43 protein-coding genes are annotated in these 23,307 nt (G+C 49.5%); 16 read left to right on the top strand and 27 right to left on the bottom strand.

Going from position 1 to position 23,307, the window contains the following annotated elements; all coding sequences use genetic code 11:
- Window positions 1-92: 92 nt before the first annotated feature.
- From hemW to dusA, 6 genes are all read right to left on the bottom strand, one after another.
- Window positions 93-1,277, bottom strand: coding sequence for a radical SAM family heme chaperone HemW (hemW, locus tag HQN60_RS00195; RefSeq protein ID WP_173531795.1), 1,185 nt, complete (start codon window positions 1,275-1,277; stop codon window positions 93-95).
- A gap of 121 nt (window positions 1,278-1,398) precedes the next feature.
- Entirely contained in the window at window positions 1,399-1,923 is a 525-nt protein-coding gene (locus HQN60_RS00190) for a hypothetical protein (protein ID WP_173531794.1), read from the bottom strand.
- A gap of 82 nt (window positions 1,924-2,005) precedes the next feature.
- Complete coding sequence (locus HQN60_RS00185) at window positions 2,006-2,227, bottom strand: hypothetical protein (protein WP_173531793.1); 222 nt, start codon at window positions 2,225-2,227, stop codon at window positions 2,006-2,008.
- Window positions 2,224-2,823 carry an RdgB/HAM1 family non-canonical purine NTP pyrophosphatase gene (gene rdgB, locus HQN60_RS00180; protein WP_173531792.1) on the bottom strand — a complete coding sequence of 200 codons (600 nt, stop codon included), beginning with the start codon at window positions 2,821-2,823 and terminating at the stop codon, window positions 2,224-2,226. The genes HQN60_RS00185 and rdgB overlap by 4 nt, the downstream gene beginning before the upstream one ends.
- Complete coding sequence (locus HQN60_RS00175; RefSeq protein ID WP_173531791.1) at window positions 2,824-3,483, bottom strand: retropepsin-like aspartic protease family protein; 660 nt, start codon at window positions 3,481-3,483, stop codon at window positions 2,824-2,826.
- A 5-nt stretch (window positions 3,484-3,488) separates the two neighbouring features.
- Complete coding sequence (dusA, locus tag HQN60_RS00170) at window positions 3,489-4,493, bottom strand: tRNA dihydrouridine(20/20a) synthase DusA (protein WP_173531790.1); 1,005 nt, start codon at window positions 4,491-4,493, stop codon at window positions 3,489-3,491.
- Window positions 4,494-4,650: 157 nt separating this feature from the next.
- On the opposite strand from dusA, the gene HQN60_RS00165 reads away from it, so the two are divergent.
- Window positions 4,651-5,808 (top strand): integrase, encoded by a 1,158-nt coding sequence (locus tag HQN60_RS00165; RefSeq protein ID WP_173531789.1) that lies wholly within the window; start codon window positions 4,651-4,653, stop codon window positions 5,806-5,808.
- Here the strand turns inward: HQN60_RS00165 and HQN60_RS00160 are convergent.
- Window positions 5,776-6,027 (bottom strand): Arc family DNA-binding protein, encoded by a 252-nt coding sequence (locus tag HQN60_RS00160; RefSeq protein WP_173531788.1) that lies wholly within the window; start codon window positions 6,025-6,027, stop codon window positions 5,776-5,778. The genes HQN60_RS00165 and HQN60_RS00160 overlap by 33 nt on opposite strands.
- 220 nt (window positions 6,028-6,247) lie before the next feature.
- Between HQN60_RS00160 and HQN60_RS00155 the strand changes: the two genes are divergently transcribed.
- Window positions 6,248-6,478 carry a hypothetical protein gene (locus HQN60_RS00155; protein WP_173531787.1) on the top strand — a complete coding sequence of 77 codons (231 nt, stop codon included), beginning with the start codon at window positions 6,248-6,250 and terminating at the stop codon, window positions 6,476-6,478.
- A 33-nt stretch (window positions 6,479-6,511) separates the two neighbouring features.
- Here HQN60_RS00155 and HQN60_RS00150 read toward each other — a convergent pair whose 3' ends face one another.
- The 19 genes from HQN60_RS00150 to HQN60_RS00070 all read right to left on the bottom strand — a co-directional run bounded on the left by HQN60_RS00150 (window position 6,512) and on the right by HQN60_RS00070 (window position 15,518).
- On the bottom strand, window positions 6,512-7,015 hold the full coding sequence (locus HQN60_RS00150) for a hypothetical protein (protein WP_173531786.1): 504 nt from the start codon (window positions 7,013-7,015) through the stop codon (window positions 6,512-6,514).
- Window positions 7,016-7,048: 33 nt separating this feature from the next.
- The gene (locus tag HQN60_RS00145) at window positions 7,049-7,681 is read right to left on the bottom strand and encodes a BRCT domain-containing protein (protein ID WP_173531785.1); all 633 of its coding nucleotides are present in this window, start codon (window positions 7,679-7,681) and stop codon (window positions 7,049-7,051) included.
- A 101-nt stretch (window positions 7,682-7,782) separates the two neighbouring features.
- Window positions 7,783-8,502 carry a Rha family transcriptional regulator gene (locus tag HQN60_RS00140; protein WP_217390179.1) on the bottom strand — a complete coding sequence of 240 codons (720 nt, stop codon included), beginning with the start codon at window positions 8,500-8,502 and terminating at the stop codon, window positions 7,783-7,785.
- Between the two features lie 399 nt (window positions 8,503-8,901).
- On the bottom strand, window positions 8,902-9,522 hold the full coding sequence (locus HQN60_RS00135) for a hypothetical protein (protein ID WP_173531783.1): 621 nt from the start codon (window positions 9,520-9,522) through the stop codon (window positions 8,902-8,904).
- Between the two features lie 2 nt (window positions 9,523-9,524).
- Window positions 9,525-9,776 (bottom strand): hypothetical protein, encoded by a 252-nt coding sequence (locus tag HQN60_RS00130; RefSeq protein ID WP_173531782.1) that lies wholly within the window; start codon window positions 9,774-9,776, stop codon window positions 9,525-9,527.
- Entirely contained in the window at window positions 9,766-9,957 is a 192-nt protein-coding gene (locus HQN60_RS00125; protein WP_173531781.1) for a hypothetical protein, read from the bottom strand. The genes HQN60_RS00130 and HQN60_RS00125 overlap by 11 nt, the downstream gene beginning before the upstream one ends.
- Complete coding sequence (locus HQN60_RS00120; RefSeq protein ID WP_173531780.1) at window positions 9,954-10,343, bottom strand: hypothetical protein; 390 nt, start codon at window positions 10,341-10,343, stop codon at window positions 9,954-9,956. Before HQN60_RS00120 ends, HQN60_RS00125 begins: the two co-directional genes overlap by 4 nt.
- Window positions 10,340-10,906 carry a 3'-5' exonuclease gene (locus HQN60_RS00115; protein WP_173531779.1) on the bottom strand — a complete coding sequence of 189 codons (567 nt, stop codon included), beginning with the start codon at window positions 10,904-10,906 and terminating at the stop codon, window positions 10,340-10,342. Before HQN60_RS00115 ends, HQN60_RS00120 begins: the two co-directional genes overlap by 4 nt.
- A gap of 163 nt (window positions 10,907-11,069) precedes the next feature.
- Window positions 11,070-11,669, bottom strand: coding sequence for a hypothetical protein (locus HQN60_RS00110; protein WP_173531778.1), 600 nt, complete (start codon window positions 11,667-11,669; stop codon window positions 11,070-11,072).
- Between the two features lie 5 nt (window positions 11,670-11,674).
- Window positions 11,675-11,908: a hypothetical protein gene (locus tag HQN60_RS00105; protein WP_173531777.1), complete on the bottom strand. Its 234-nt coding sequence runs from the start codon at window positions 11,906-11,908 to the stop codon at window positions 11,675-11,677.
- The gene (locus HQN60_RS16295) at window positions 11,905-12,036 is read right to left on the bottom strand and encodes a hypothetical protein (RefSeq protein ID WP_256435133.1); all 132 of its coding nucleotides are present in this window, start codon (window positions 12,034-12,036) and stop codon (window positions 11,905-11,907) included. Before HQN60_RS16295 ends, HQN60_RS00105 begins: the two co-directional genes overlap by 4 nt.
- A gap of 90 nt (window positions 12,037-12,126) precedes the next feature.
- Window positions 12,127-12,381: a pyocin activator PrtN family protein gene (locus HQN60_RS00100; protein ID WP_173531776.1), complete on the bottom strand. Its 255-nt coding sequence runs from the start codon at window positions 12,379-12,381 to the stop codon at window positions 12,127-12,129.
- A complete protein-coding gene (locus HQN60_RS00095) occupies window positions 12,378-12,821 on the bottom strand; it encodes a hypothetical protein (RefSeq protein WP_173531775.1) in 444 nt (147 codons plus the stop codon). The genes HQN60_RS00100 and HQN60_RS00095 overlap by 4 nt, the downstream gene beginning before the upstream one ends.
- Window positions 12,808-13,017 carry a hypothetical protein gene (locus HQN60_RS00090; RefSeq protein ID WP_173531774.1) on the bottom strand — a complete coding sequence of 70 codons (210 nt, stop codon included), beginning with the start codon at window positions 13,015-13,017 and terminating at the stop codon, window positions 12,808-12,810. Before HQN60_RS00090 ends, HQN60_RS00095 begins: the two co-directional genes overlap by 14 nt.
- Complete coding sequence (locus tag HQN60_RS00085) at window positions 13,014-13,190, bottom strand: hypothetical protein (protein WP_173531773.1); 177 nt, start codon at window positions 13,188-13,190, stop codon at window positions 13,014-13,016. The genes HQN60_RS00090 and HQN60_RS00085 overlap by 4 nt, the downstream gene beginning before the upstream one ends.
- Window positions 13,191-13,300: 110 nt before the next feature.
- Window positions 13,301-14,146 carry a DUF2303 family protein gene (locus tag HQN60_RS00080; RefSeq protein ID WP_173531772.1) on the bottom strand — a complete coding sequence of 282 codons (846 nt, stop codon included), beginning with the start codon at window positions 14,144-14,146 and terminating at the stop codon, window positions 13,301-13,303.
- Between the two features lie 7 nt (window positions 14,147-14,153).
- A complete protein-coding gene (locus HQN60_RS00075) occupies window positions 14,154-14,486 on the bottom strand; it encodes a YfdP family phage-associated protein (protein WP_173531771.1) in 333 nt (110 codons plus the stop codon).
- 15 nt (window positions 14,487-14,501) lie between these two features.
- A complete protein-coding gene (locus tag HQN60_RS16290; protein WP_255587593.1) occupies window positions 14,502-14,624 on the bottom strand; it encodes a hypothetical protein in 123 nt (40 codons plus the stop codon).
- 159 nt (window positions 14,625-14,783) lie between these two features.
- Window positions 14,784-15,518: a S24 family peptidase gene (locus HQN60_RS00070; protein WP_173531770.1), complete on the bottom strand. Its 735-nt coding sequence runs from the start codon at window positions 15,516-15,518 to the stop codon at window positions 14,784-14,786.
- Between the two features lie 75 nt (window positions 15,519-15,593).
- Here HQN60_RS00070 and HQN60_RS00065 point away from each other — a divergent pair, with 75 nt between their 5' ends.
- From HQN60_RS00065 to HQN60_RS00050, 4 genes are all read left to right on the top strand, one after another.
- Window positions 15,594-15,872 (top strand): YdaS family helix-turn-helix protein, encoded by a 279-nt coding sequence (locus HQN60_RS00065; RefSeq protein ID WP_173531769.1) that lies wholly within the window; start codon window positions 15,594-15,596, stop codon window positions 15,870-15,872.
- A gap of 111 nt (window positions 15,873-15,983) precedes the next feature.
- Window positions 15,984-16,436: a phage regulatory CII family protein gene (locus tag HQN60_RS00060; protein ID WP_173531768.1), complete on the top strand. Its 453-nt coding sequence runs from the start codon at window positions 15,984-15,986 to the stop codon at window positions 16,434-16,436.
- A gap of 132 nt (window positions 16,437-16,568) precedes the next feature.
- On the top strand, window positions 16,569-16,775 hold the full coding sequence (locus tag HQN60_RS00055; protein ID WP_173531767.1) for a hypothetical protein: 207 nt from the start codon (window positions 16,569-16,571) through the stop codon (window positions 16,773-16,775).
- Complete coding sequence (locus tag HQN60_RS00050; RefSeq protein WP_173531766.1) at window positions 16,772-16,957, top strand: hypothetical protein; 186 nt, start codon at window positions 16,772-16,774, stop codon at window positions 16,955-16,957. The genes HQN60_RS00055 and HQN60_RS00050 overlap by 4 nt, the downstream gene beginning before the upstream one ends.
- On the opposite strand, the gene HQN60_RS00045 is transcribed toward HQN60_RS00050, so the two are convergent.
- Window positions 16,943-17,284: a hypothetical protein gene (locus tag HQN60_RS00045; protein ID WP_173531765.1), complete on the bottom strand. Its 342-nt coding sequence runs from the start codon at window positions 17,282-17,284 to the stop codon at window positions 16,943-16,945. The genes HQN60_RS00050 and HQN60_RS00045 overlap by 15 nt on opposite strands.
- Window positions 17,285-17,673: 389 nt before the next feature.
- Between HQN60_RS00045 and HQN60_RS00040 the strand changes: the two genes are divergently transcribed.
- The 10 genes from HQN60_RS00040 to HQN60_RS16050 all read left to right on the top strand — a co-directional run bounded on the left by HQN60_RS00040 (window position 17,674) and on the right by HQN60_RS16050 (window position 23,278).
- Window positions 17,674-18,144 carry a primase/helicase family protein gene (locus HQN60_RS00040; RefSeq protein ID WP_173531764.1) on the top strand — a complete coding sequence of 157 codons (471 nt, stop codon included), beginning with the start codon at window positions 17,674-17,676 and terminating at the stop codon, window positions 18,142-18,144.
- Between the two features lie 44 nt (window positions 18,145-18,188).
- Complete coding sequence (locus HQN60_RS00035; protein WP_173531763.1) at window positions 18,189-18,839, top strand: hypothetical protein; 651 nt, start codon at window positions 18,189-18,191, stop codon at window positions 18,837-18,839.
- On the top strand, window positions 18,832-18,966 hold the full coding sequence (locus HQN60_RS16285) for a hypothetical protein (protein WP_256435131.1): 135 nt from the start codon (window positions 18,832-18,834) through the stop codon (window positions 18,964-18,966). Before HQN60_RS00035 ends, HQN60_RS16285 begins: the two co-directional genes overlap by 8 nt.
- Window positions 18,939-19,265, top strand: a complete 327-nt coding sequence (locus HQN60_RS00030; protein ID WP_173531762.1) for a primase-helicase family protein — start codon at window positions 18,939-18,941, stop codon at window positions 19,263-19,265. Before HQN60_RS16285 ends, HQN60_RS00030 begins: the two co-directional genes overlap by 28 nt.
- 22 nt (window positions 19,266-19,287) lie before the next feature.
- The gene (locus HQN60_RS00025) at window positions 19,288-19,662 is read left to right on the top strand and encodes a primase-helicase family protein (RefSeq protein WP_173531761.1); all 375 of its coding nucleotides are present in this window, start codon (window positions 19,288-19,290) and stop codon (window positions 19,660-19,662) included.
- Window positions 19,663-19,672: 10 nt separating this feature from the next.
- Window positions 19,673-19,912 (top strand): hypothetical protein, encoded by a 240-nt coding sequence (locus HQN60_RS00020; RefSeq protein WP_173531760.1) that lies wholly within the window; start codon window positions 19,673-19,675, stop codon window positions 19,910-19,912.
- A gap of 454 nt (window positions 19,913-20,366) precedes the next feature.
- A complete protein-coding gene (locus tag HQN60_RS00015; protein ID WP_173531759.1) occupies window positions 20,367-20,621 on the top strand; it encodes a hypothetical protein in 255 nt (84 codons plus the stop codon).
- Window positions 20,622-20,974: 353 nt separating this feature from the next.
- Window positions 20,975-21,559: a hypothetical protein gene (locus HQN60_RS00010; RefSeq protein WP_173531758.1), complete on the top strand. Its 585-nt coding sequence runs from the start codon at window positions 20,975-20,977 to the stop codon at window positions 21,557-21,559.
- A 323-nt stretch (window positions 21,560-21,882) separates the two neighbouring features.
- Window positions 21,883-22,302, top strand: coding sequence for a terminase (locus HQN60_RS15985; RefSeq protein WP_217390177.1), 420 nt, complete (start codon window positions 21,883-21,885; stop codon window positions 22,300-22,302).
- A 49-nt stretch (window positions 22,303-22,351) separates the two neighbouring features.
- On the top strand, window positions 22,352-23,278 hold the full coding sequence (locus tag HQN60_RS16050) for a phage terminase large subunit family protein (RefSeq protein WP_254456647.1): 927 nt from the start codon (window positions 22,352-22,354) through the stop codon (window positions 23,276-23,278).
- Window positions 23,279-23,307 lie beyond the last annotated feature (29 nt).

The following is a 23,307-nucleotide window of genomic DNA, read 5'->3' as shown; positions in this document are numbered from 1 at the left end:
TGGCTTTTCAATGTCTCTGCGTCGGCGGTTTTCGCTGAAGTGAACACAGCTCGTCGCATCGCTATGCGGTGCATTGTACTGTGTGCCGCTATTTAGTCTGGTAAAAATCGTTCCATCAGCACATTTAAAAAGCGCTGGCCTTTGAGCGTTGGGCGTACATGGTGCAAATCGCGCTCGAGTAAACCCTCAGTGCAGGCACGCTCAATTTCGTAAACAATTTTACTCATCGGCAAGCCGGTGCGCTCGCTAAACAGTGCAATCGGAAAACCACCGGTTAAGCGCAGCGTGTTGAGCATAAATTCAAACGGCAGCGCCGATTTTTCGATGATTTCTTCGCTTTGAATCGCCGAGCCCATCGCCATTTTGGCTAAATATTCGGTGGGCTGCTTATAGCGCGCTTGGCGAATGATTTTGTCGTGAAAACTGATTTTGCCATGCGCACCAGCGCCAATGCCAAGGTAGTCACCAAATTGCCAGTAATTTAAATTATGTTGGCTGCGGTGATCTTTAGTTGGGTGTTGCTTATAAAAAGCACTGGTTTCATAGTGGCCAAACCCAGCGGCGGCGAGCTTGGCTTCAATCATTTCTTGCATATCGGCGGCCAAATCGTCATCAGGCAAGGCTGGCGGATAGCGGTGAAACAGCGTATTGGGTTCGAGCGTTAAATGGTAAGCGCTTAAATGTGTTGAGCCGCAGGCAATGGCTTGGTCGATATCGGCCTCGGCCTCGGCCAGCGTTTGCTTGGGCAGGGCATACATTAAATCGAGATTAAAATTATCAAAGTGCTGCGCAGCGATTTCAATGGCGCGCAAGGCTTCGTCGCGATTATGAATGCGGCCTAAAGCACTTAAGTGCGTGGCATTAAAGCTTTGAATGCCGATGGATAAGCGATTAATCCCCGCAGCGCGGTAGCCGGCAAATTTTTCGATTTCAAAGGTACCCGGATTGGCTTCAAGGGTGATTTCGGCATCGGGGTTGAGCTTGATCCGCGCGCGAATCGCCTCTAGCAGGCGATCCATACTGGCGGCTGAGAACAAACTCGGCGTGCCGCCGCCCATAAAAATACTCGATACCGATCGGCCCCATACTTGCGGCAGATTGCTTTCTAAATCGGCAATCAGCGCATCGATATAGCGCTGCTCTGGTATGCCGTCTTTGACCGCGTGCGAATTAAAATCGCAATACGGGCATTTGCGCACACACCAAGGAAAGTGGATATAAAGTGCCAACGGGGGCAGGGCGGTTAGGCCCGATTGCGAGAAAGAAACGGTTTGCATAGGGCCTAACAAATTAGGGCTGAGCAAGGCCAGCCCTAAGGTAAGAAATAAAACGCGGGTTCAGACGTCAATCATCCGTTGTGTGGGCGGTTTGATCCGGCCCAACAACGGTTGAAAGGGCTTATTTTACTTTTTGGCTATTGGCAAAATTGAGCATGTCATTGAGGGTTTTAAAGTCTGGTGAGCCTTTTTTGATGTCCATCTCGCCCGCTGCTAAATAAGTAAAGTAGCGTTGGCAAGCTTTGGTTGGACCATCTTTTTTGGTCATGTCTTCAATGATTTTATTCGATTGATCGTTATTGGCTTTGAGTAATTCGCCGCTAATTTTTTTGGCTTCGTCGGCGCCGGCGGTTTCTTTGACGTAATCCAGAAAGGCCGTGACATAACCATAATGCATACCAAGGTAGGCTTTATTGCGTTCGATATAGCCTTTGGTGGCCGAATTAATCAGGCCTTCGGTTTGTTCGATTTTGCAGTTTTTGGCCATTTTTTGCATCACAACCAAAGACGTGCTTAAGTTGCCCGCGGCTTTATTGCGCTCGGCGGTGAATGGCGATGCAACTTCGGGTTTGGAAGCATCGCTTGCTTTGGCAGCAAAGCAAGACAGTGGCAACATCAGGGCAAGGGCAAGTAATGTTTTTTGCAATTTAAACTACCTTATTAAAAATGTAACCATCAAGACAGCAACTGGCTAGTCCTGCTTAGAGCCGGATCTTAGCTGGCATCACTTATTTTTGATAGGGATTATGCACACTCTGCACGAGGCGCTGGAGTACATCACGCATTTGGGCTTCGGATACTTCCATCAACACGCCATCCTCAAATAAGTCTTGCGCCATTTGGAGTAGCTCATCGAGGTTTTCGTTCATTACTTTTACTTTTTCGGTGCACGATACCACGCTGCCATCGTCTCTTACCCAGCGGGCCCAACGACTTTCATCCTGACTCACAGCCCAGTTTCCTTCAGTTGTTCAATTAATTTGTTGAGCGCTTTGGCGCGATGCGAAATCAGTGCTTTCTCGTTGGCCGTCATTTGCGCCACGGTTTTCGCAAAATCAGCGCGCCAAAACAGCGGATCATAACCAAAACCGCCGTCACCCAATGGGGAATTTAAGATTTCGCCAATGCAAATACCATCAGCAATCAATGGCTGTGGATCGTGGCTGCTCCGCACCAACACCAAGGCGGCATAGTACCAAGCGCGGCGATCAGCGTGCGCTGCCATTTGCTCAAGCAATTTACTATTATTGCGCGCATCTGATTTGGGCTCGCCCGCATAGCGTGCCGAATACACCCCCGGCGCGCCACCCAGCGCATGCACACACAAGCCAGAATCATCGGCCAGCGCCGGTAAACCCGTTACCCGTGCCGCATGCCGTGCTTTGGCGAGGGCATTTTCGACAAAAGTATCAAAGGGCTCCGGGCATTCACTCACGCCAAGCTCGCCTTGCGGGATGACCTCTAAATCAAAGTCGGCCAATAAATGATTGAATTCTTTCACCTTACCAGCGTTATTGCTGGCTAACACAATGCGTTGCTTTGCCATTTAATAGGCCTTTTTACTTAAAATCATCAGTTCTTGTTCGCGCTTCATTTGAAAACGGTTGAGCGTGCTCATGCCGATTAAAATCGGGCTGGTGTCGTTGCTATCGCGCACCACCAAATCGAGATTATACAGCGTTACATTGCCGATTCTGGCCTTGGGCAACACAATCAGCCACGAGCGAATCACGCCATTGGCGGTGTGTGAGCGCATCGGCTGGCCGTTTTGATAGTTCAGTTTGAGCTGGTTGGCCACATTGGCCGACATCGACAAATGCGTAGCACCGGTATCAATGACCCCAGTTTGGGTTTGGCCATTAATCCCCACCTCGGTGAGGTAATGCCCGCCTTGGCTGGGCGAGAGCACCACGCTGCTGTCGCCATCGGTGGGGGTGGCCGCCGAAATTACATAGCCTTCACCCAAACCTAATCGCCGTTGCCGGCCATTACTGGCCTCAATCACCGCCGAATCGGCTGCAATCGAAATCACCTTAATACCGCCCACGGTTTGGCCGATTTGCAGGGTTTTCTTTTGCCCATTCAACTGAAAAATCGCCTTACTGCCCATGGTGGCCAAGAGTGTCATTTCATCGGCCATAGCCAAGGTCGTTAATGCCAATAACAAGCCAGCACAGAGTGCAGTGAGGGGGCGAATGGGCAGCATGGGTTTTAATCCTGACGAGATTCGACAATATTAAGCGCTTCTTCAATCAAGCGCCAATCGGCGTTTTTCAGCAACGCCGCATCCGACAACATCCGCCGCCAATGCCGCGCACCGGGCCGGCCTTGGTACAGCCCTAAAATATGCCGCGCCACATAGCGTAATGGCGTACCTGCCGCGAGCTCCGCTTCGACAAAACCGCGTAAGTCTTCCATCACCGCGCGGCGGGTGGTTTCAATGTGCGGCGCACCATAAATGGCGGCATCCACTTCGCTTAAAATCCACGGGTTATGATAAGCCTCGCGTCCGAGCATTACGCCATCGACATGCTGCAAATGCATTTGGCTGTCGGCAATGGTGGTAATGCCGCCATTAATAATGATCTCTAGCGCGGGGAAGTCTTGCTTGAGCTGATAGGCATAAGCATATTTAAGCGGCGGAATATCGCGGTTTTCTTTCGGGCTGAGGCCTTTTAAAATCGCGTTTCTGGCGTGCACAATAAATGTGCTGCAACCGGCATCGGCCACATGGCCAACAAAATCCCGAACAAAGCTGTAATCCTCAATCTGATCAATGCCAATCCGGTGCTTCACCGTAACGTCGATACTGCACGCATCGCGCATGGCTTTAACCGCATCGCTGACTAAATCGGGCTCAAGCATCAAGCAAGCGCCAAACGAGCCCGACTGCACTCGCTCGCTAGGGCAACCCACGTTTAAATTGACCTCGTTATAACCCCATTGCTCGGCCACCTTGGCGCAATGCGCCAAATCAGCCGCATTTGAGCCACCCAATTGCAGGGCAATCGGGTTTTCAGATGGATCAAACCGCAAATGCCGCATCGGATCGCCATGAATAATCGCCCCGGTATTGACCATCTCGGTATACAGCCAAGTGTGTTGGCTCAATTCGCGGGCGAATCGACGGTAAAAACGGTCTGTCCAATCGAGCATTGGCGCAATACAGAATCTTCTACTTGCTGATGTGTTTGTATGTTCTTGATTTTGTTGCATTTTGTTGCCTTGTTGCGTTGTTTTGTGATTTTATTTTATGCTTATTTTGAATGATTTTTAATCATTTTCAATCGTTTTTGTTGGCTTGGTGCTACAATTTTGCTACACGGTGCGCTGTGTAGCACCGGATTATAAAGTTGTGTAGCACTGAGGGTATATGGCAACAATTACAAAGCGTACCGGGCGCGATGGTACATTATCTTTTAGGGCGCAGGTAAGGGTTAAGCGCGACGGTAAAGTGATCTATTCCGAAGTTAAGACTTTTGATAAAGAAAAGCTAGCTAAAGACTGGGCCGCGAAGGTTGAGGCGTCATTAAAAGCGGATGGTGCGATTGATCGCCGCAAGATTGCCAGGCTGACTGTCGGTCAATTGTTGCGACGTTATATTGATGAGATTGGCGAGACGCAAAAGTTCGGTCGCACTAAACGCTATACGATGGAAAATTTGATCAATAAGCCCATTGCGAAAATCTTGGTTTCGGATTTAACGCCGGCTGATATTGTAGAGCATTGCAAATTGCGCCACGTTGAAGGCGCAGGCCCAGCGACAACATCGCAAGATGTGATTTATCTAGGCTCGGCATTGGGTGTGGCACGGCCATTGTGGGGTTTGGCGATAGATAAGAAGCCGGTTGAAGACGCCTACCCGATGCTGCATAAATTGAAATTGATCGGCCGCTCAGACGTCCGCGATCGGCGAATTACGGCAGCCGAGTTAAAGGCTTTGCTGGAATACGAACCTAAAGCATTTCAACATGGGCGAACACCGCCGATGTCCGAAATTATTCAATTCGCGATTTGGTCTTGTATGCGGCAAGAAGAGATCCATAGATTGCTGTGGATGGACGTGGATGAGAGCAAGCGCACCGTGATGATCCGCCAGCGCAAAGATCCGGGTAAAAAAGAGATCAATGATCAAATTGTGCCGCTGCTCGGCGATGCATGGACGATTTTGCAGCGTCAGCCCAAAACAGACGCGCGGATTTTTCCGTATAACGGCTGCAGTACCGGTGCGGCGTTTCGGCGAATGTGCAGGGCACTAAAGATTGAGGCACTGACTTTCCATGATCTACGCCATGAAGGGATTAGCCGCTTATTTGAAGCTGGGTATCAAATTCAAGAAGTGGCGATGGTGTCGGGGCATAAGACCTGGGGTAGCTTGCGCCGATATACTAATTTAAGGCCAGAAGATTTACATGATAAGCATGAGCTGCAAATGATTGCAGCACGACCCAGTGATGCTGTGGTGCCTGAGCCAGCGTTGTTGCTAGAGCCGCCTAAGTTAGCTGATGTTCTTAGAAGTGACCGCCGCTAACTGTTGGTTTAGTTGGCTAATTAGCTCGAGGAGTTCTTGGTTTTGCGCTTCGATGCGGGCCAATCTGGGGGCGAGTTGCGTTTCGTCATTGAGCGATGCGTGAATGCGCCGCACCATTTCGTGGTTCAGCGAGGTTTTATTTTTTTCGGTGGCCGCGATGAGTTGTTCATGTACATCATTGGGTAGCCGAATTTGGGAGCGGACATAATCTTGGGTCATCGTGCGATGGTCGGGTTTTTATTACGGCTTTGTCTAGTGTCATTGTGCCCCTATTTTCTGTGGTTTTATGGCCTTGCGGCATGAATTGCATGTTATGATTTGTAGTGAAATTGCAACAAACTACAGGGCTACGTCAGCATATTGACTGGCCAATAAAAATGCCCATGCTGCGCTAACAGCATGGGCATACATAACAGACCCCTCGCGAAAAGGAATCATTTTGAATCATAGTGATACTACTGATGTTGCACAAGATAAAACATTGCCATGCTGTAATGATGGCGTTGATTTTGTGTTAGAAATCACCATTGAATATTTGCCAGGTCGGTACGTTAAAGTGCCGATTAGCCCATATTTATCGCAAGCTGAACTGCAAGAATCACAACGATATTTAGCTGGGCAATGCTTGGATTTTGCTGGTGTAAAAGTGAAAAAACTGGCTGCGATTTAAAGCTAAGCCGCCTGTAGGCGGCTTTTTTGTGTCTTATGCGTTGCAAAATGGTGGCATTTGGCCGCTTGGTCTACTTGATTCGTACGAGGTGTAGTAAGTGCAGAGCCAATTGCTAGTTTCTATCGAGCTGGCTATCGGCTCGCTTTGTGCGAATAACTGGTGATAAGTGACTTGTTGCCAATCTGGCGACAGCTTGTCTTTATCAAGTCGAATTTGCGCCCACTGTGCGTTTTTGTTGGCAGGCGAATTAAAGAAAATATTCAGTTTGCTGGCGTTGGGGTGGGTAAGGATCAGCTTGGCCAGTTGGGCGTTGGTGGTTGCAATCGAATTCCATTCCACGCCGCCGCCTGTTGCTGGGTCGTCTTGGTATTGAATATCAATGCGCATTCGACCGTCGGTTTGCTGGTGTAGTTCAACACCGCTAATTGCGGGGTCAACCGCTTGAATTTCGGATGCGGTTATATTTTTAATTGCTTGGGGAGCTTCACCGCAGCCAAGTAGGGCCAAAGTGAGTAGCAATGCACTGTATTTCTTCATTGTAGTTATCTTATAAAAGCGTGATTCGGCGTGTTATTTGATTTGGCTTAGCGCCTCAACCCATTGTTGTTCGCTAATGAGCGCGATACCACAGCCTTTTTCAATGTAATTCATCGCGGTTTCGATCTTGTTGCCATAACTAGAGTGCTTCCAGTCGGCATTGATTTGACTGCCAACTACCAGGTAATCGACATCTCGCGTTACATAGCCTTTGGTTTGTGCCGTTAGTTTTTCGACTGCACGTTCGCACGCTGATCGGGTGCCGAAATAAAAGCTGCCAGTAAAGCAAAATAATCGGTCATCAAAAATAATGTGCGGGTCATCATCGAAAGGAATGCCAATCGGCATGGTTTGCGCATCGCCAGTTTCGGCAAAGTCGTTATTGCAAAGCGAAGTGAGCGTGCCGATTAAAGATTCACGTTCTTCTTTGGTAATGACGCCATCAAATAATATTTCATGCAGCCGACGAGCAATCGTTTTGCCCGGCCAATTTTCGGTGACCGCTGGATTTTGTTTAACCCAATTGCTCAAAAAGTGGATTTCTTGGTCGCTAAGCACTTGATCGGCCATGATACCTTGGCAGATTCCGAGTAGATGTTCGGTCGCTTTTTTTGCGTTTTGATGTGCCAGCGATTTGATCACACTTGCATTGGCTAAGTCGTCCATGCCCTTTCTCCTGAGTCAGTTCAGGGTAATTTACCAGCCTGACAGATAAAACAAAACCCGCCGAAGCGGGTTTGTGTGGTGAAAGTGCGTTACATCAAAATCTAATCGACCTTACGCAGCACATTCAGCGGTACTTTGGGCATGGCTTGGTTAAAGCGTTCGCGCATTTGTTCGCGCTCGTTGCGATACATGCTCAACAACCGTTCAGTGGCGGCAAAGAAGGCTGCGCCAACGGGTTCGTTCACCGCAAATAGGCCCGTGGCCACTTTTTTAAGCGTGTCGTGAATAGCTTGTTCGTCGATGTCACGGCTGCCTTTGGGTGCGCAAGCGGCGGTGGCGGCGCAGATGGCATTTTCAGCGTTAATCTGTTGCGTTAACCGCGACACCACCAGCAAATCAATCTGCCGCTCGGTGAGTTGATACAGTGGGCCAGCGTAGGCGGGTACATCGTCGAACTCGGGTGGCACAATCGACAGCGGTCGTAAGCTGTCTTCCATCGCGTTAAAGGTTTTGATGTATTGGACTTTCCATGCCAAAGCCTCTTTACCTGTAAATCCCATTGCCAGCAAGGTGAAGCCATCGCGGGTGATTTGATAAGCGGGGTCTTTGCGTGTGCGACCAAGCCCTAGATTGGCGTCAATTTGTATGGGCTCAAAATTGAGCTGATAGAAATCGGCAGGCAAATCCGCCTTGAGTGCCTCAATGTCGCGCAGCACATTCTTATGAAGTTTGTGGAAAAATGCCGCAATGGCTTTGCTGGTGGTAACGGGTTTGCCGTTAATGATAGAAACGTCAGGCGAAGTGAGGGTATTGAGTGACATAGTCAGACTCCTATTCATGGAATTAAATCCGCGCCTCTAACGCCAATTAGAGGTGGGCGGAACTGTGCAGATTGGCGTATCGGGAATAGGAACCGACGCATCCGAAGATGCTCCACACAGTCCACCCATAGGGGTATGACCATGCAACGGGCGTAAAAAAACCGCTATATGCGGATACCCGCTATTCATCCGAGACGCCAATCTCGTGTTGCAGGATTGACTGCAACACCCGCACTGTAAACCACCAGTATCGTTTTTGGCAAGATTTGCGTTACAGGCAGAAGGTTAACGGGGCGCTTTGTACGCTGCCACATCGAATTCGGCCTGTTTTTGATGACATCTCGAATTTTTTTAGATTTCAATTGATGGACTGCCATTTTTCAGACTTTCTTGATTGAATTAGTACGGTGACAATGTTTTGCGCCACTCAATAAAAGCTGGCCATATCCGTTGCTGCCATGAATCTTGTCTGTAGGCCTCTGCCAATATGTTTAGCGCAAGGTCTACATTGCCTTGCTTGTTAGCTCGGTTAATCTCGAATTCACGATGGAAATCAAAGCACCAATCATTAAAATCAGACTGCTTACTGATGTTCCAACGGTGAGATATAAATGCCAGCAAATCACTACAAAGTTGCATCATCTCGGCGGCGTCAGGCGCTAGCGGCCGCAATATCTCGCGAATTATTTTTCCCTCGATCGCTTTTTCTTCAGCCACACGCTTGGCCGTGTGCTCCTTTTTTATTTTTTCGCCCTTACGCTGCGCGACTTCAAATTCATTACCCAGTCTGGCCAGCAGCGCGGAGGCATCGAGCAAGGTTTTTACGTCACCCGCCCATAGTTTGGCATCCATTTCGTTATGATTGAGCACGGCGGCAATCTGCGCCAATACAGTACTGGCTGTGCGCGCTTTGCCGCGATACGTCTTAGCGACCTTGCCGCCATCCCACTTTGACCAAGTTGCCCAGCGTTCAGTCATATTGAGAATTCTGGCTTCGCTTTTATCGATTGGTTTAGTCATTCTTAGCTTTCCTTGGGCCGACGCATCATTATGGCAAGAAGCTTTTTTGCTGCATCTTGAAAAGCTGTAGCGGCTGAAAGCGCTTCTGCTTCGGTTTTAAAATGGTTTTGATTCGTTTCAGGATGGCTGACAGTTACGCTGTCAATTTTCGCTACCCATCCATCCATAAAATCCCCATCAACGTAAACTTCTTGCGCTACAGCGTGGGTTTTGCCTGTTGCGCGTGCTTCTAGTCTTTTAATATCAAGTGCCATGATTCGAGTTTCCTTGGTTGTTAATGACCAGCAATGCCGCATTGACGCCGCAGGCGATGCCGCAAAATAGCGTTAAGCCAATAAAGATGCCGCGCCAGATGATGCTGGGTTCGAGTAGGGTGATGGGCAATAAAGTCAGCCCAAGCACTAGCCATGCCGCCGCGTAAAAAAGTGATCTCATGGTGCGGTGTCCATTGGGTGACGTGGAATGTCCATCCAGTGCGTGGGGATTTCGGCGCACGGATCGCCGCTGGCGTAAAACCATTGCTGGCCAATGCGATAGCCCGGCCAAACTTCATGGTCTTTGAGTGCCATAAGGACGGTGGTTTCGTCATCGAGGCCGCCTTCAGTGGTGGCAGTCCAGTTTTCCATTAAAGTCAGTAGGGCTTCGACTGCATTACCGTGGTCGGCTTGGGTGCTGAGTAGATCGTTTGTCAGCTCGATGTTGTCGGCGTGAAGACGGCGCAGCTCGGCGGCGGCACCGTATGCGGCATTTACTTTTGGGATTGGTAAATCGCTGGGGCTTAAACGATCTAAAAAATCAGCATATCTTAGTGCGGCGTTCATATTTCACCACCTTCGCTTTCTACATCGAATGAATAGCGTTTGCATGATGCGTTTTGAAGGCATTCCCATACGGTTTTGGTGGCGTAGCAGTCGGCGAGGGCGCGGTGGGCTTGGCCTTCCCATACGTGGCCGAAGCGTTCTGCTGCGACGGTGAGCTTTTGCCATTTGTAGTCGCCGCGTTTTTCATCCCATACGCCGTTATATGCGGCGAAGCGGTGCATGGCGCAAAAAAGCCTAACGTTTCGGTCAAATAACGATTGACAAACTAATTGAGGTAAAAAGCTCCAATCGTAGTCAAGGTTATAAATCACCAACCCGTCGCATTGGCTGAGTGCAGCGTTCAGGCGAGGGGTGATTTGCTCTAGCGTGGGCGAGGTGGCAACCATGCCCGGGGTAATGCAATGGATCGCTTCGGCCTCGGGCCATGCGGTGTGGGCAGTCGGGCGCAGCAGGCTGTGCAGGATAATTTCGCCGTCTTGGTCGATGATGGCGATTTCGACGATCTCGTCTTCGCCGTTGCGGTTGAGGCCAGTGGTTTCGGTGTCGAGATAGAAGGTTTTCATGATTTTGTTATTCCGTATTTTGTTTGACCGCACTGACATTGATAGAAACCATTCCAAGATATTTTCATTCTTGTACTTTGGTGATTAATGGTCGCGCTGCGACGTTCAACATTTCTTACGAATACCCATTTATGTTTTTCGCTGATGGTGCAGGGTTTAATTTTCATGGCGCTACCCCCAACGCTTCGGCTTGGTTAATAATTGAATTGAAATCAAACTGGATGAAATGCGTCCAATGTTCTTCTTCAAAATTACTTTCTTGAGAGTTGCCAATAAAAGTTTCAGGGCATTCTTCAAAGGTGTGGAAGTGAAACCAAATTACATCGTGATAATCTTCGTGGTATTCACTGGCTGGTTGTAAGGCTGGTCTGGCATGGTCTGGATAGGTGAACCGCCCAGTGAAGTGTGGCGATGTTGGGTCGGCCTGTGGTTCGATCGATTGCTCGTTGTCTTGTCGACGAGTGATGCAGTGACGTAAGAGGCTATTGCTGACCGCCGATTGGATATGACCTTTGTCGTTGATCTCAACAATCTCCGCATCCGAGAATTTGACGATATTGGTGTGGCCAGCGTCTTCGCGGGATTTATAGCCGTCGCTCCATGCGCCAAAAAACGGGACTAATTGGCCGACTTTGTCGGCGTACCACATTGCCGCGTCGGTGCATTGGTTGATGCGTAGCATGCGCTGCACGAGGGTAAAGCGGCGGTCTTCAGCGCAGAGTTTTAACGGCTGGGCTTCGCCTGATAAAAATATAATGTCCATTTTGGTCATGCTTGATCTCCTCCGGTGATGTATTGATCGGCAGAAACGTAGTGATATTCGCCTCGAAGACAGTTCATGCCATTAGGCATGGTGTCGTAAGTGTCGCAGTCACTAGCAGGCATGGCGCATCGGCTGCAGCTCAGGTTCTGGCCGTTAGGGAATGAGATATCGGCTTCTAATTTGAGCCGCCCTAGCTGAGGCAGGGCGTGAAAGCGAATGATGATGGGGCTGAGGCTCATGCGGCACCGCCAAAGAGTTTTAAAAAGCGATACGCGCCGATGCCCATGACCGCCAGTAGCGCGATGTTGGCGATGGCGATGGTGTAGGCGCTGTAATACAGAATTTTTTCCAAAAGTTTATCGGGCATGGCGCTGCTCCAAAAAATAAGCCAGTCGGCGCGCGCGGCGTTGGGCTTGGTTTAAATGGCGGGTGAGGTGATGACGACGCATGGTTTTCCTTAAGCTTGGCTCTTTTCCCACGCCCTTTTTGCTGTGGCGCGTACTTTGTCGATGTGCTCTGCTAGGTCATCAATGTGCACTAGCAGCGGGGATTTATTGCTTTCACGCAGCCGAAACGTAGGGATCGGCAGGTTATTCATCAGGGCTTCGCGCTGGGCGACGGGGACGGTCATGCCCAGGTATTGCTCGGCGATTTCAGATAGCGGTACGGTGGCGCGCTCGTATTGCGCCATCAGCAAAAAGGCAGTTTTCATGCGGCTTGCTCCAGTTGAATGGCGATTTGCTCGGTGACGGCGTAGCTACGAATGCGGTAGACGTCGAGCTGGCGATAGATGGTCCGTTGCTGCATGACGCACAGCTGCACGCTGGCTACGTCGCTCAGGCGCAAGATTTCATTGCTGCTGAGCTTGTTGATTAAGGTGGTGAGCGCAGATTGATCCAGTTCAAAGCCAAAGCCATCGGCAAAGCGTTGCCAAACAGCGATCCAGCCTTCGAGTGGCGGAATCATTGGCTCGACACCAGATCGGGTACGAAATACCGGCATGTCGACGCCGTTGTCGCAGGCGTATTCCAGCTCACCGGCGATGAGCTGGTCGACCATTTGGTCGATGAGCTCAAATGCTTGGTTAACTTCAAAAATAGTAGGGCGAACGATGCGGCCGCGTGGTGCTTGGCTGTGTTTACGCGAAGTCATAATTGGCCTCGACCGTTTTGTTGACTTGATTGAGCTGCGCTTGTAATTCCCGCAGGCCCTTGGCTGTTTTGACCCATTTTTGATGCAATACTTCGGCTTCGGGGTTGTTGATCCAGCGGCCTTCAAAGGTGTTGGCGGCTTTGATGATCTTGGCTTCGTTTTCCAGCATGTCGGCCGCGCTGATGAGTAAGCTCATTGCCATACCTCTTTGTTGCGTTGATCAAATTCATGCCGCTCTTGCAAGGCATTACGTGCGGCTCGGCGCTGGGCGAACTTCTCGGCGTGGGCTTGGGTAATCGCAATCTCGTGCTGGCGCTCGCTGGCTTCCAAATCACGTTGCTGCTTGAGGGTTTTGTAATTGGTTCGCATGGATTTACCTATGGGTATATTGCTGTAGGCTATTTATTATTTGGCTTGGTGGTTTATACCTAGCTCACTATTGCCCACCGCATGATGGGCAAAGGTCAGTTAGTTAGGGCTTAGGCGATACCGAAATAAACCGGTACTTTCGATAAATCTTTAACGAGGTCGATCATTTGTTGGGTGGCAATTTCTAGTGCTTTATCTGGGCGCTGTAATTCAAACCACAGTGACAAAGAGCCGCTTTCACGATTGATACGAAAGCGCAACTTGGCCTCGATAAAGAAAGCAGGCCCGCTGCCAATAAACGGCTGAACGCCAATCCCAAATGTTTCAAATAGCGCGAGCTTCCCCTTGGTGGCTGAATCGCCTTCTTCGATATATTCAAATTGAACCTGGCCGTTTTGTACTTTGGTGCTGCTACGGAAACGGACTGTGCTGGTCGATTCGAGGTTGGTACAAAATTCGAGCAAATCGGCGGCGCTTGGGTATTTCTTGTTGGGCTCGTTCGGGTTGAGATCGGCGATGTTGGCAATATTGTTTTCAAGGAAGTGGGCAAATTGTTCTTGGCCCATTTTGCTGCTGTTCCCGTCCAGCCAGTTTGCCCAGTCAACGGTTTTTGCTGGTTCGTATTGAGCCAAAAAGTCTGCAAAACCAGCTTGTTCTCCGGTGTGGCCGTTCAGAATTGCCGTGAATTTCACTTTGTTTTTGCCAAAATCGGCATCAACGATGATTTGACTGCCGCTTTCGGTGTGTTTGCCAACAAAAGCTAAAAAACTGCTGATCTCGGTGAGCTGATGAGTACCTTTTTTTCGTGCGGGTTGGGTGCGAAGTGCCGGTAGTTCTTGCATTTTCCAGCCGCCTTCGCGTTCAGGCGTGAATGCAATTACGGCGCCATTCAATTCTTGAATAAAAGGCTTTTGTGCTGCGTTGAGTGCGGTTTGAATTTGATTTTCTGGGGTCATGATTGCCTTAAGCTGCTTTATGAAGTGGGGAAGTGGTTGTGGTCACTGCTTGCAATTCCAGATTGCGCTGGCGTGGATCTTGGCGTGACAAGCTGCCGTCAAAGCTGGCAAACATCAGCGTTTCTGATTTGGCCAGTTGTGGAATGTTGGCTTTGATTTCATCAATCACCGTCACGGCGCAATCGCCTTTACTAGCTGGGCTGATTGAAATCTTGATGCTGATGTGGCCTTTTTTGCCGGTAGCGACGACGGCATTGGTGAGGTCGGCTAGGTTTTGGCCGAGTTCGTCGACCATTTCTCCTCCGCGAATATCGCGAATTACATCTGTTGCTGTACGCATAGCTGCTCCTTGGGTTTACTGGGGTTTGGTGGCGATAAAGACTTCGCCGTTGGTAGTGACGCGCCAGCCGGCGGCGACTAAAGCAGCGATTTCTGCGTAGTCGTCAGCGACGTTGTCGTAAGGGATGGTTTGGCTCATTACATGCTCCAATTAGTTTGCATGTAGCCAATATACAAGCGTGCATGTAATTACGCAAGCGAGAAATACAAGGTCGCTTGTATTTTGTGCGAAAAAAAACCGCCGAATGGCGGTTTATGCTGGTAATGAATGAATAAATACTTGTTTTTTGGTGCTTATTTAAATGCCACCGCTCACTGCGATGATGCGGCCGATGATTTGAATGCTGTCGATATGCTCTGCAGGAATGATTTTATCTGGGTATTTATTTTTGTCGGCATTGTCGGAGCTGATGCGTAGCGCACCACCGGCTTCTTTATGAATTCGTTTTACGAATACTTCGTTTTCAATGGCTAATGCATAAACTTTGCCGTCGGCAATGATGTTTTGGCAGTAGTCCACAACAAGACTATCGCCGTCAAGAATGCGTGGCTCCATGCTATTGCCGTCGGCGGTCATGGTGGCGGCGCAGGCTGGATTGATGCCGACGCGAGTGGCCCAGGCGCGGCGAAATGCTTGCTGTTGGTTTTTAGTATTTACCTCCCAAATCACGTTGCCATTACCTGCTGAGAGTTTGATGTCGAGTGCGGGAATAAATATATATAGGTCAGGATCAAGCTCGTCTTCGTTGTCCCATGCGGTGATGGGCTGCAACGCTGGGTTGATTTTCATTTCGCCATTGCCGGTGGCGAGCCAGACGGAATTGAGGCCCGTAGCGGCGGCAATAAACGGGGTCAGGCCACTGCTGCGTGCGGGCTTGCCGCGCGGCGGGGTCTCATCGCACAGGTATTGAATGGCCTGTGGATTGACTTTAGCCCCTTTGAGTTGGCTGACTAGCTTGGCGAGCTCGGTCTGTCCGCCGGCTTGCTCGACTGCGTAGCGCATTCGTTCTTGGAATGTTTTCATAGCTGTCATATTACAAGCCTCCTTGTTTTGCTGCGAACATGCATTCTTGTTGCTTAATTACATGTATGCATGTAAAGTGAGGGCATGTGCAAAAATAATCTGATCGCTGCAGTTGAAGTCATGGGTTCGCAAACTGCGCTCGCTGAGGCATTGCGTGCTGATGGTCATCACCATATCAAGCAGCAACATATTTTTAATTGGCTAACGTCTAAGCGTCCTGAGTTGATGCCACCGGCTGAGTTTTGCCGCTCGATTGAAGCGGCGACTCGGGCTAAGGGCATGCCAATTTCCCGTTACGAATTGCGTCCTGACGTGTTCGGCGCAGATCCCAAAGTTTCCTCCTCTGGCGTTGCATCCGCTTGAACGCTGGTTTTGCCAGTGCTTTTGCCTGGCTTTTTTATTGATGCTACAGGGTGGACTTTAGACCATGTGGCGAGTTTTAAAAACGTTTGTTGAATAAGGGAAAAAAACGTGATGCTGATCACCAGTGTTGAAGATGCGGCCTATCACGCTGCGCACAATTATCCCGGTGGCGTTGAATCGTTGGCGCCACGGATGAGAGTAGGCGCGCAGGTGTTGCGCAATAAATTGAATCCTTCCACCCGCACCCACCATTTAACGCTGGCCGAAGCGGATAGCTTGATCGGCTTGACTGGCGATAAATCAATCTTGCATGCGCTGGCGATCAATCACGGCATGGTGTGTGTGCCGATGCTCAATGATGGTGAGTTTGCTTGCGATGTGACGGTGTTAGAAACCGTGACGCGCTTGTGGCGCTTGGGTGGTCATGTTGGGCAGGCCGTGGATGAGACGCTGGCTGATAACAAGGTGGAACGCATCGAAGTACAGCGGGTGCGTGAGCATGTTTATCGCAATATCGCCGCGCTGCATGAGCTGGTGGCGTTGCTCGATGGGATGGCTGAGTAATGCCGCCGCGCCCGTTTCAGCAGCAAAAGTTGGTGAGACAGGCGTGGGGTATTCGACGAACGCCCAGTAAAGAGAAGAAGGCCGCTGTGTCGGCGCTGGTTTCTGGTTTGAAACATTTGTTGGAACAGGCTAATGGCCAATATGTACAAAGACCCGACGTTTGACATTGTGGCTGGCCGTGAAGCAGCAGCGCAACGGCGGCAGCGATTAGAGTCTGAATGGCAAGAGCGCCAAGCGGTACGGCGCGCTGATCCAGCTTATCGGGCGATGAAAGCCAGGCGAATTCAACGGTTAGTGCGTTTGGCACTGGCTGGAAAGTTAAAAAGGACGGAACGATGAGTTTATTAGCCCAACTGGTTGTTGCCCAATTTACCCCTGGTGCCGAATTAAGAGCCGAATTTGAACGCATTGAGCAACAGCGTTTGCGTTTGAATCAGCAGCAAGATCGTCGAATCAAAATTACGCGGCGGCGCGCAGGGGTGGCTAAATTTTTATTAACGCGGCGTTCAGATTGGCGCTGACGGCTGGGTGTTGATTTCAATGACGGCGTTTTCGATAAACGTTTGGTATTGATTGAGGGTGTTTTGCGGCAGTGTGGATTCGGCGAGCAAAGTCGAAATTGTGTCTTCGGTTTCGAGTTTGAGTGCCGCAATAAATTGTTGTTGATCCGGTAGGCAACGCACCAGCGCGACGGTCATCGATTGTAGGCCTATGAAGTTGCCGATTTGTTGTGCGTATTGTTGCTGCTGTTGTTCGAGTATTTGCTGCTGCAGGTTAAATGATTTTTCTAGCAATTCGTTGCGTTGTTGTAGCTGCGTGAATTGCTCTGTCAGTTGTTCGAGTCTCATGGTGGGCTCCTTGAGCTACCAGTTTAAAGCATAAGCGGGGAAGTAATGGGTGCATTAATCGATGGGGTGTTGAATCAATTTCGTGATCGGGGCATGCCAGATATTGGCAGCACTGATTTAAAAGCTGATGGGCATAAAAATGTATACGGCCCCAAGAAAAAAGCCTGGTACCGCTTGAATGAATATGTTTCGCCAAAATCGGGCAAGGTGTGGGTGTCTGGCTATTTTGGCTATAAGGATGAATTTTGGAATGTTGAGCATGAGGGCTTTGAGGCCGTGTCGCCTGAAGAGCGCCAGCCGCTCAAGCTGAGTGGGCTAAGAAAGAACAAGACTACCAAGCCAAGCAAAAAAAGCTGCGTACTGATGCCGCTAATCGTGCTAAAGCGCAATTGCATGCTGCAGTGCGTAGTGGTGAGTCGGCGTATTTGGCGCGCAAGCTGGTTAAAAAGCCAGAGTCGGTGCGATTTATGCAGGGCGCTAATGCCGGTTGGATTATTTTGCCGCTGATTCATTATGGCCGTGGCGAGATTGTCGGCTCGCAAAAAATTGCACCGACGCCATTGACTGATGGCAATGACAAAATTTTTAATAAAGGCATGGATGTGGTTGGCGCGGCTTGTCGGCTGGGCGATGAGCCACTGGATGGTGATCTGATTTTGATTGCTGAGGGCTATGCAACAGCGGCAACTGGGCGTGAGGCGGTGGATTATCTGCATCCGGTGTTTGTGGCGCTTAATAGTGGCAATTTACCGCATGTGGCGCGCATATTGCGGGCGAAGTATCCAGCGAGCCCGATACTCTTTTTGGCGGACGATGATTATTTGCCGACTAAGAAAGGCGATGATAATCATACCGGCTAAAGAAGGCGAAGGCCGCAGCGCTTGAGGTGGGCAATGCGGGGTATGTGCTGCCGACCTTTAATGTGGAACGCCGTGCGCTGGATACGGATGATTCATTACCTAAGTTGACTGATTTTAATGATTTGCATGTGGCTGAAGGAATTGCGCTGGTAACACAGCAGATTGATGCCGCGATCGCGAGTTTGCAAGTGCCTGTTGTGCCGTCTGCTGTTGTGGCTGTTGATGATGTAGTGCCTGCCATCTCCGCACCTCTGCCTGATACCGCTTTCGCCGCGCCTGCTGCGGCCAACGGGGGGGCGGGGGAGGACGGATTTACGCTGGCTGGTTTATTGGCGCGATTTTCATTGATTATTGGTGAGCGACGGGTTTGGGATTCGGTCGAGCAAATGGTCATGAAGTGGCCAGCGTATGCGGCCTTGGTCGGTCGGGGTTTGGCTTCTGAATGGGAGGCGCGAATTGATAAGCGCACGATGCGCCAAAGTGATTTGCCAAAGATTAAACGTGGCAAGGCGGTTGATGAGGCGACGATGAGTACCAGCGCGATGTTGTTGGCGCGTTATACCTTGCTCTATGGTACTGAGACTGTTTGGGATGCTGAGAATCGGATGGTGCTGAGTTTGTCAGCGTTGCGTGCGGCTTACGGTGGTGATTCGGTTAAGTTTTGGCAAGAGAATTTATGTCGAAAAAATGATTAATGCCGAAAATCTGGTGTTTGATCCTAAGCAGCTGGTCGATTTGGAAACGCATGTTAATTTATTTGCTGGTGTGCCGTTAAAGCTGTTTTTGATGAAGATTTGGCAGATCCTATTATTGGCTTGGTGATGCATCTGTGTAATTTTGATCAGAAAGTTTACCATTGGTTAATGCAGTGGCTGGCTTTGCCATTGCAGCAGCTGGGTAGCAAAATGGATACATCGGTGCTGATGTTTGGTGAAAAGCAAGGAACAGGTAAATCACTGTTTTTTGAGGGAGTCATTAAGAAGATTTACGGTGAGTACGGTACGACGATTGGTCAGCACCAATTAGATAGTCAGTTCACCGCTTGGCAATCGCGGCGTTTATTTGTTTTGGCTGAAGAAGTGGTGGCCGTGCTGAGAAGTACAGTCATATCGGTACGATAAGCATTTAGTCACTGGCCGCACCGTGCGTATTAATGAAAAAAACATGCCTGAGCGCGAAGAGGCCAATTACGCCAACTTGGTTTTTTTAAGTAATGAGGTGCAGCCGCTGCATTTAGAGTTAGATGATCGGCGCTTTATGGTGATTGAGCCAAAAACATTGCTGACGTTACAGAATCAAGAGGTGATTAAATCGGCGATTGAGCTTGGGGCTGTTGCTGCATTTTATGGCTATTTGCTGCGTTATAAAATTGATGAAGGCTTTAATGAGCGTTCTAAGCCGGTAATGACCGATGCCAAAGAGCGATTGATTGGCTTTGGTTTGCCGCAATGGCAAGTGTTTTATCGCCAGTGGGTGAATGATGAATTATGGGTGCCGTATTGCTCTTTGCCGCACTAAGGATTTATTTGTGGCGTATAAGAAGTGGTTGGTGGATGAGTCTGGATCGTGTAAGCTGACGTTGACTAAGTTTTCGATGCTGATGTCGTCTCGATTGAATAAGTCACGTGAGCATTTGCATGGTGGCTATGATCGCAAAAAGGCGATGGTCTTTATTGTGGGTGCGCCTCCAGAGGGCGTTAGTTTGTCGAGCTGGTTAACCGCTGAGTGTCAACGATTTGAAGATAGAATCAAGGGTGATTTCACTTAATATGGGTCAGAGTGGACAGGGTTTGTGGCATAGTTTTTGACTAACCCTGACCCACGACAAACCAAGGAACGGCGCGGCTTCGCGCCGTTTTTGCGTTTTTGGCAGGGTTGGCGCGATGGTTTCCGTGTGCGCGTATATCTGTATTTACTCCTTACCTCTATTTAGTTTATTGGCGGTAAAAAAATATATACACGGTAACTTCTATTTAAACCCTGTCAATCTGACCAAATAAAGGTTAAAGCTAGTAAACGTAAGGCTTTAGCTTGGGTCAGGGTTGATTTAAAACTATGCCCCAAGGTCTGTTACCCCTGCCCCAAATGAATTGGCTGTGCTTTTTTTAGTTTAAAATCGAGATATATATAAAGCTGGGCATTGATCTGGCTAGGGAGTCCTCCAGCGGGTATCACGGAGGCGAACGTGTTAATTAAAATCTTTGGATGAAGCGAGCTCAGCATTGGATAATTGGGCTCGGTATTTTATGGCGTTTGATGGTCGGGCTAAGTCTTCGGGCTATGCTCAATATATGAGCCCAGAAGAGCGGGCGATTTTGGGGCCTGCTGATCGACCGAGTAATCGAGTTGATGAGCAAGCGGCAATGCGGGTCGATGCGATTTTATCAGTGATGTTGAGGCGGCCTGAGTTGGCGATGTTTCTCGTTGCTGAACGCGCATTATTTACAGAAGCTGAATCCAGCGGTGGTGTGTCGTAAAGAGCGTTTGCCGTTGCGAGATTATGCTGAGCATGTTCGACAGGCTGTTTAAGGCGTTTCAGAATTATTTTAATTACTGGGGCTTGACGCCAAGTAAAGAAATCAGGAAGATGTCGCTTAACAATCTACTACCGCTTCGGCGTGAACGCACCCCAGTACGGGTGCTTTGTTGCGCCCAGTGAAACCAAACCCGCTCTTGTAGCGGGTTTTTTGTTGGGCGCTCGTTATGCAGAAGTCGTTTGAATCAGATCTACAGCGGATTATGCGTACGCTGAATGCGTTGGAAAAAAAGCAGCTGCCGTTTGCTGCGAGCCAAGCGTTGAATAGAACCGCTAAGCAAGTGCAAAAAGCGAATGCTAAAGCAGTTAGGGGCTGATATTCAAAGCCCAACGCCATTTACTCAGCGTGGTATTGCGGTAAAACCATCAAGTAAACGTAATTTGATTGCGACTGTGGGCTGGCTGCCAAAGCAGGCTGAGTACATGCGCTATCAGATTCAAGGTGGCGCACGCGGCCCACGTAAGACCGCGTTGCTGATGCCTGGTAAAAGCACTCGGCGTAATCAGTACGGCAATGCAACGAATAATTTCATCAAACGCATTCGGGCTGAGTTGGCATCGCAAGCTGGCTTTACTGGTCCGCGTCGTAATCAACTACAGCAGTTTAGAAGTAAGAATGGCAAGGTGAAGCAGTTCGCTGCGGCAGAGGCTGATCGTTTGTTTGTGGGTCAGCCAGTTGGTTACGATGGTGGTGCAGGTATCTGGCGGCGCATTAACAAAGGCAATCGTCCTCGAATCGTGCAGGTGTTCTCGTTTCGTGATGAGGCGAAGTACACGCCGAGCTATCGAATGCCGCAAGGTATTGACCGCGATGCACAGGAAATCTTCATTGATGAGTTCAAGAAAGCGCTCGCTGCTGCCGTCGCCTCGGCGCGGTGAGCGCGAACTCTTGGTCGTTATCAGGAAAATGTGTGGAAATCTGGGGTTTTCTGGCTTTCTCCCAGAAATCAGCGGGTCCTTCCCAGCCCTCCGCCAGCATGGGTCATTGGCAACCCCGCGCCTTCTCTAGCTGCGAGCTTGCTATAGCCTTCCTTCCTATTTGATGTAAAAAAAGTCTTATTAAACATGCACTTATAAACCATAAAAATGGCCGGTTTGGCCTACCGGCAGATCATGGGAAAAATCGTAAATAAAAATGAACTGGCGCAAATCGTCGGGGTGTCTGAAAGGACGCTAACTGAGTGGCAGCGTGCAGTATGCCGATGGTGCTTTCAAAGGGCCGTGGCACCTCCAATCAATATGACACCGCCCAAGTTTTGAGCTGGCGAATCGCTAAAGCGCTGACTGGTTCATCGGAATCAGCAAAAGATCGTCTTGATCGCTTGCGCGGTGACCAGATTGAGCGACAAATGGAAATCGAAGCCAGGCAACTGGTGACGGTGGCGGATATTGAGCCAGCGCTATCGCAATTCTTTTCTGACGCGGTGGCCTTATTGACGGGCCTACCAGATAAATATGCACAAATCTTTGAAACTGCGGAGAGTTTGGACGCTAAACATGCCGCACTTGAAGACATGATCGCCGAGATTCGGCAGGCATTAGGTGACTATGAATACTGTACCCACGTTGCCCAAGAATACGGCGAAGGCTTTAATCTCCACATTATTGAAGAAGATCGTTAGACCGCCACCTCGGATTAGCCCTGCAGAATGGGGCAAGCAATACAGGCGCATGAGCGCAAAAGAATCGGCCATTGTTGGCCGTTTTTCGTTTTATGTGAATCCATATCTGGAATGGCTGCTCGAGCAAATGATGCGGCGCGATGTGAATCGAATCGTTTGCGTTAAATCAGCCCAGGTCGGCTGGACGCAAGCGGCCATTTTGAATGTGTTGGGATGGTTGATTCATATCCGCAAAGGCACGGCGATTGTGATGTTTCCCAAAGAGGGCGCAGCGCAATCGTTTAATTCTGAAAAATTCGAGCCGATGATCGAGGGTACGCCTGAATTATCGGAAATTATTCCAACCAAGAGCCGCACTAAAGACAATAAGCAGCTGTTTAAAAACTTTGTGGGTGGCTTTGTAAAGTTTGTTGGCAGTAATTCGATCGCGGACGTGAAATCAACCTCAGCGCGTTATTTATTTGTCGAAGAGCCTGACGATTGCAATTTGAATCTGCGTGGCCAAGGCGATGCGATCAAATTGCTCGAGGAGCGCGGCAAATCTTTTCGCGATATGAAAATGCTCATTGGTGGTACGCCATCAATCAAGGGCATTAGCAGTATTGAGGATGAATATGCTCACAGCAATCAGTGTTATTGGTATGTACCCTGTCCTGATTGCGATGAATTTCAGCCGCTGGTGTGGGAGCAAGTAAAGTGGAGTAAAGATCCAGAGCTCAACGATGAACATCTAGGCCAGCATAAACCAGCTACGGCGCATTATGTTTGTCAGCATTGCGGCTCGCACTGGAATGATGTGCAAAAAAACGCTGCGATTCGGGCAGGCAAACCCGTCGAAACGGCACCATTTCGGGGAACGGTGGGTTTGGCGCTGAATGAGTTGTACAGCCAAATGCACAATAGCCGCTTGAAGTACTGGTTGAGAAGTTCATCAAAGCCAATAAAAAGCTCAAAGGCGGTGATGCTGCTGAAATGATCGTGTTTTTTAACGCGACCTTGGGGCTT

Source organism: Deefgea piscis, from assembly GCF_013284055.1.
In the GTDB taxonomy this organism is placed as follows: domain Bacteria; phylum Pseudomonadota; class Gammaproteobacteria; order Burkholderiales; family Chitinibacteraceae; genus Deefgea; species Deefgea piscis.
Note: the sequence above shows the minus strand (reverse complement) of the source record. Positions and strands in the feature narration are given on the sequence as shown.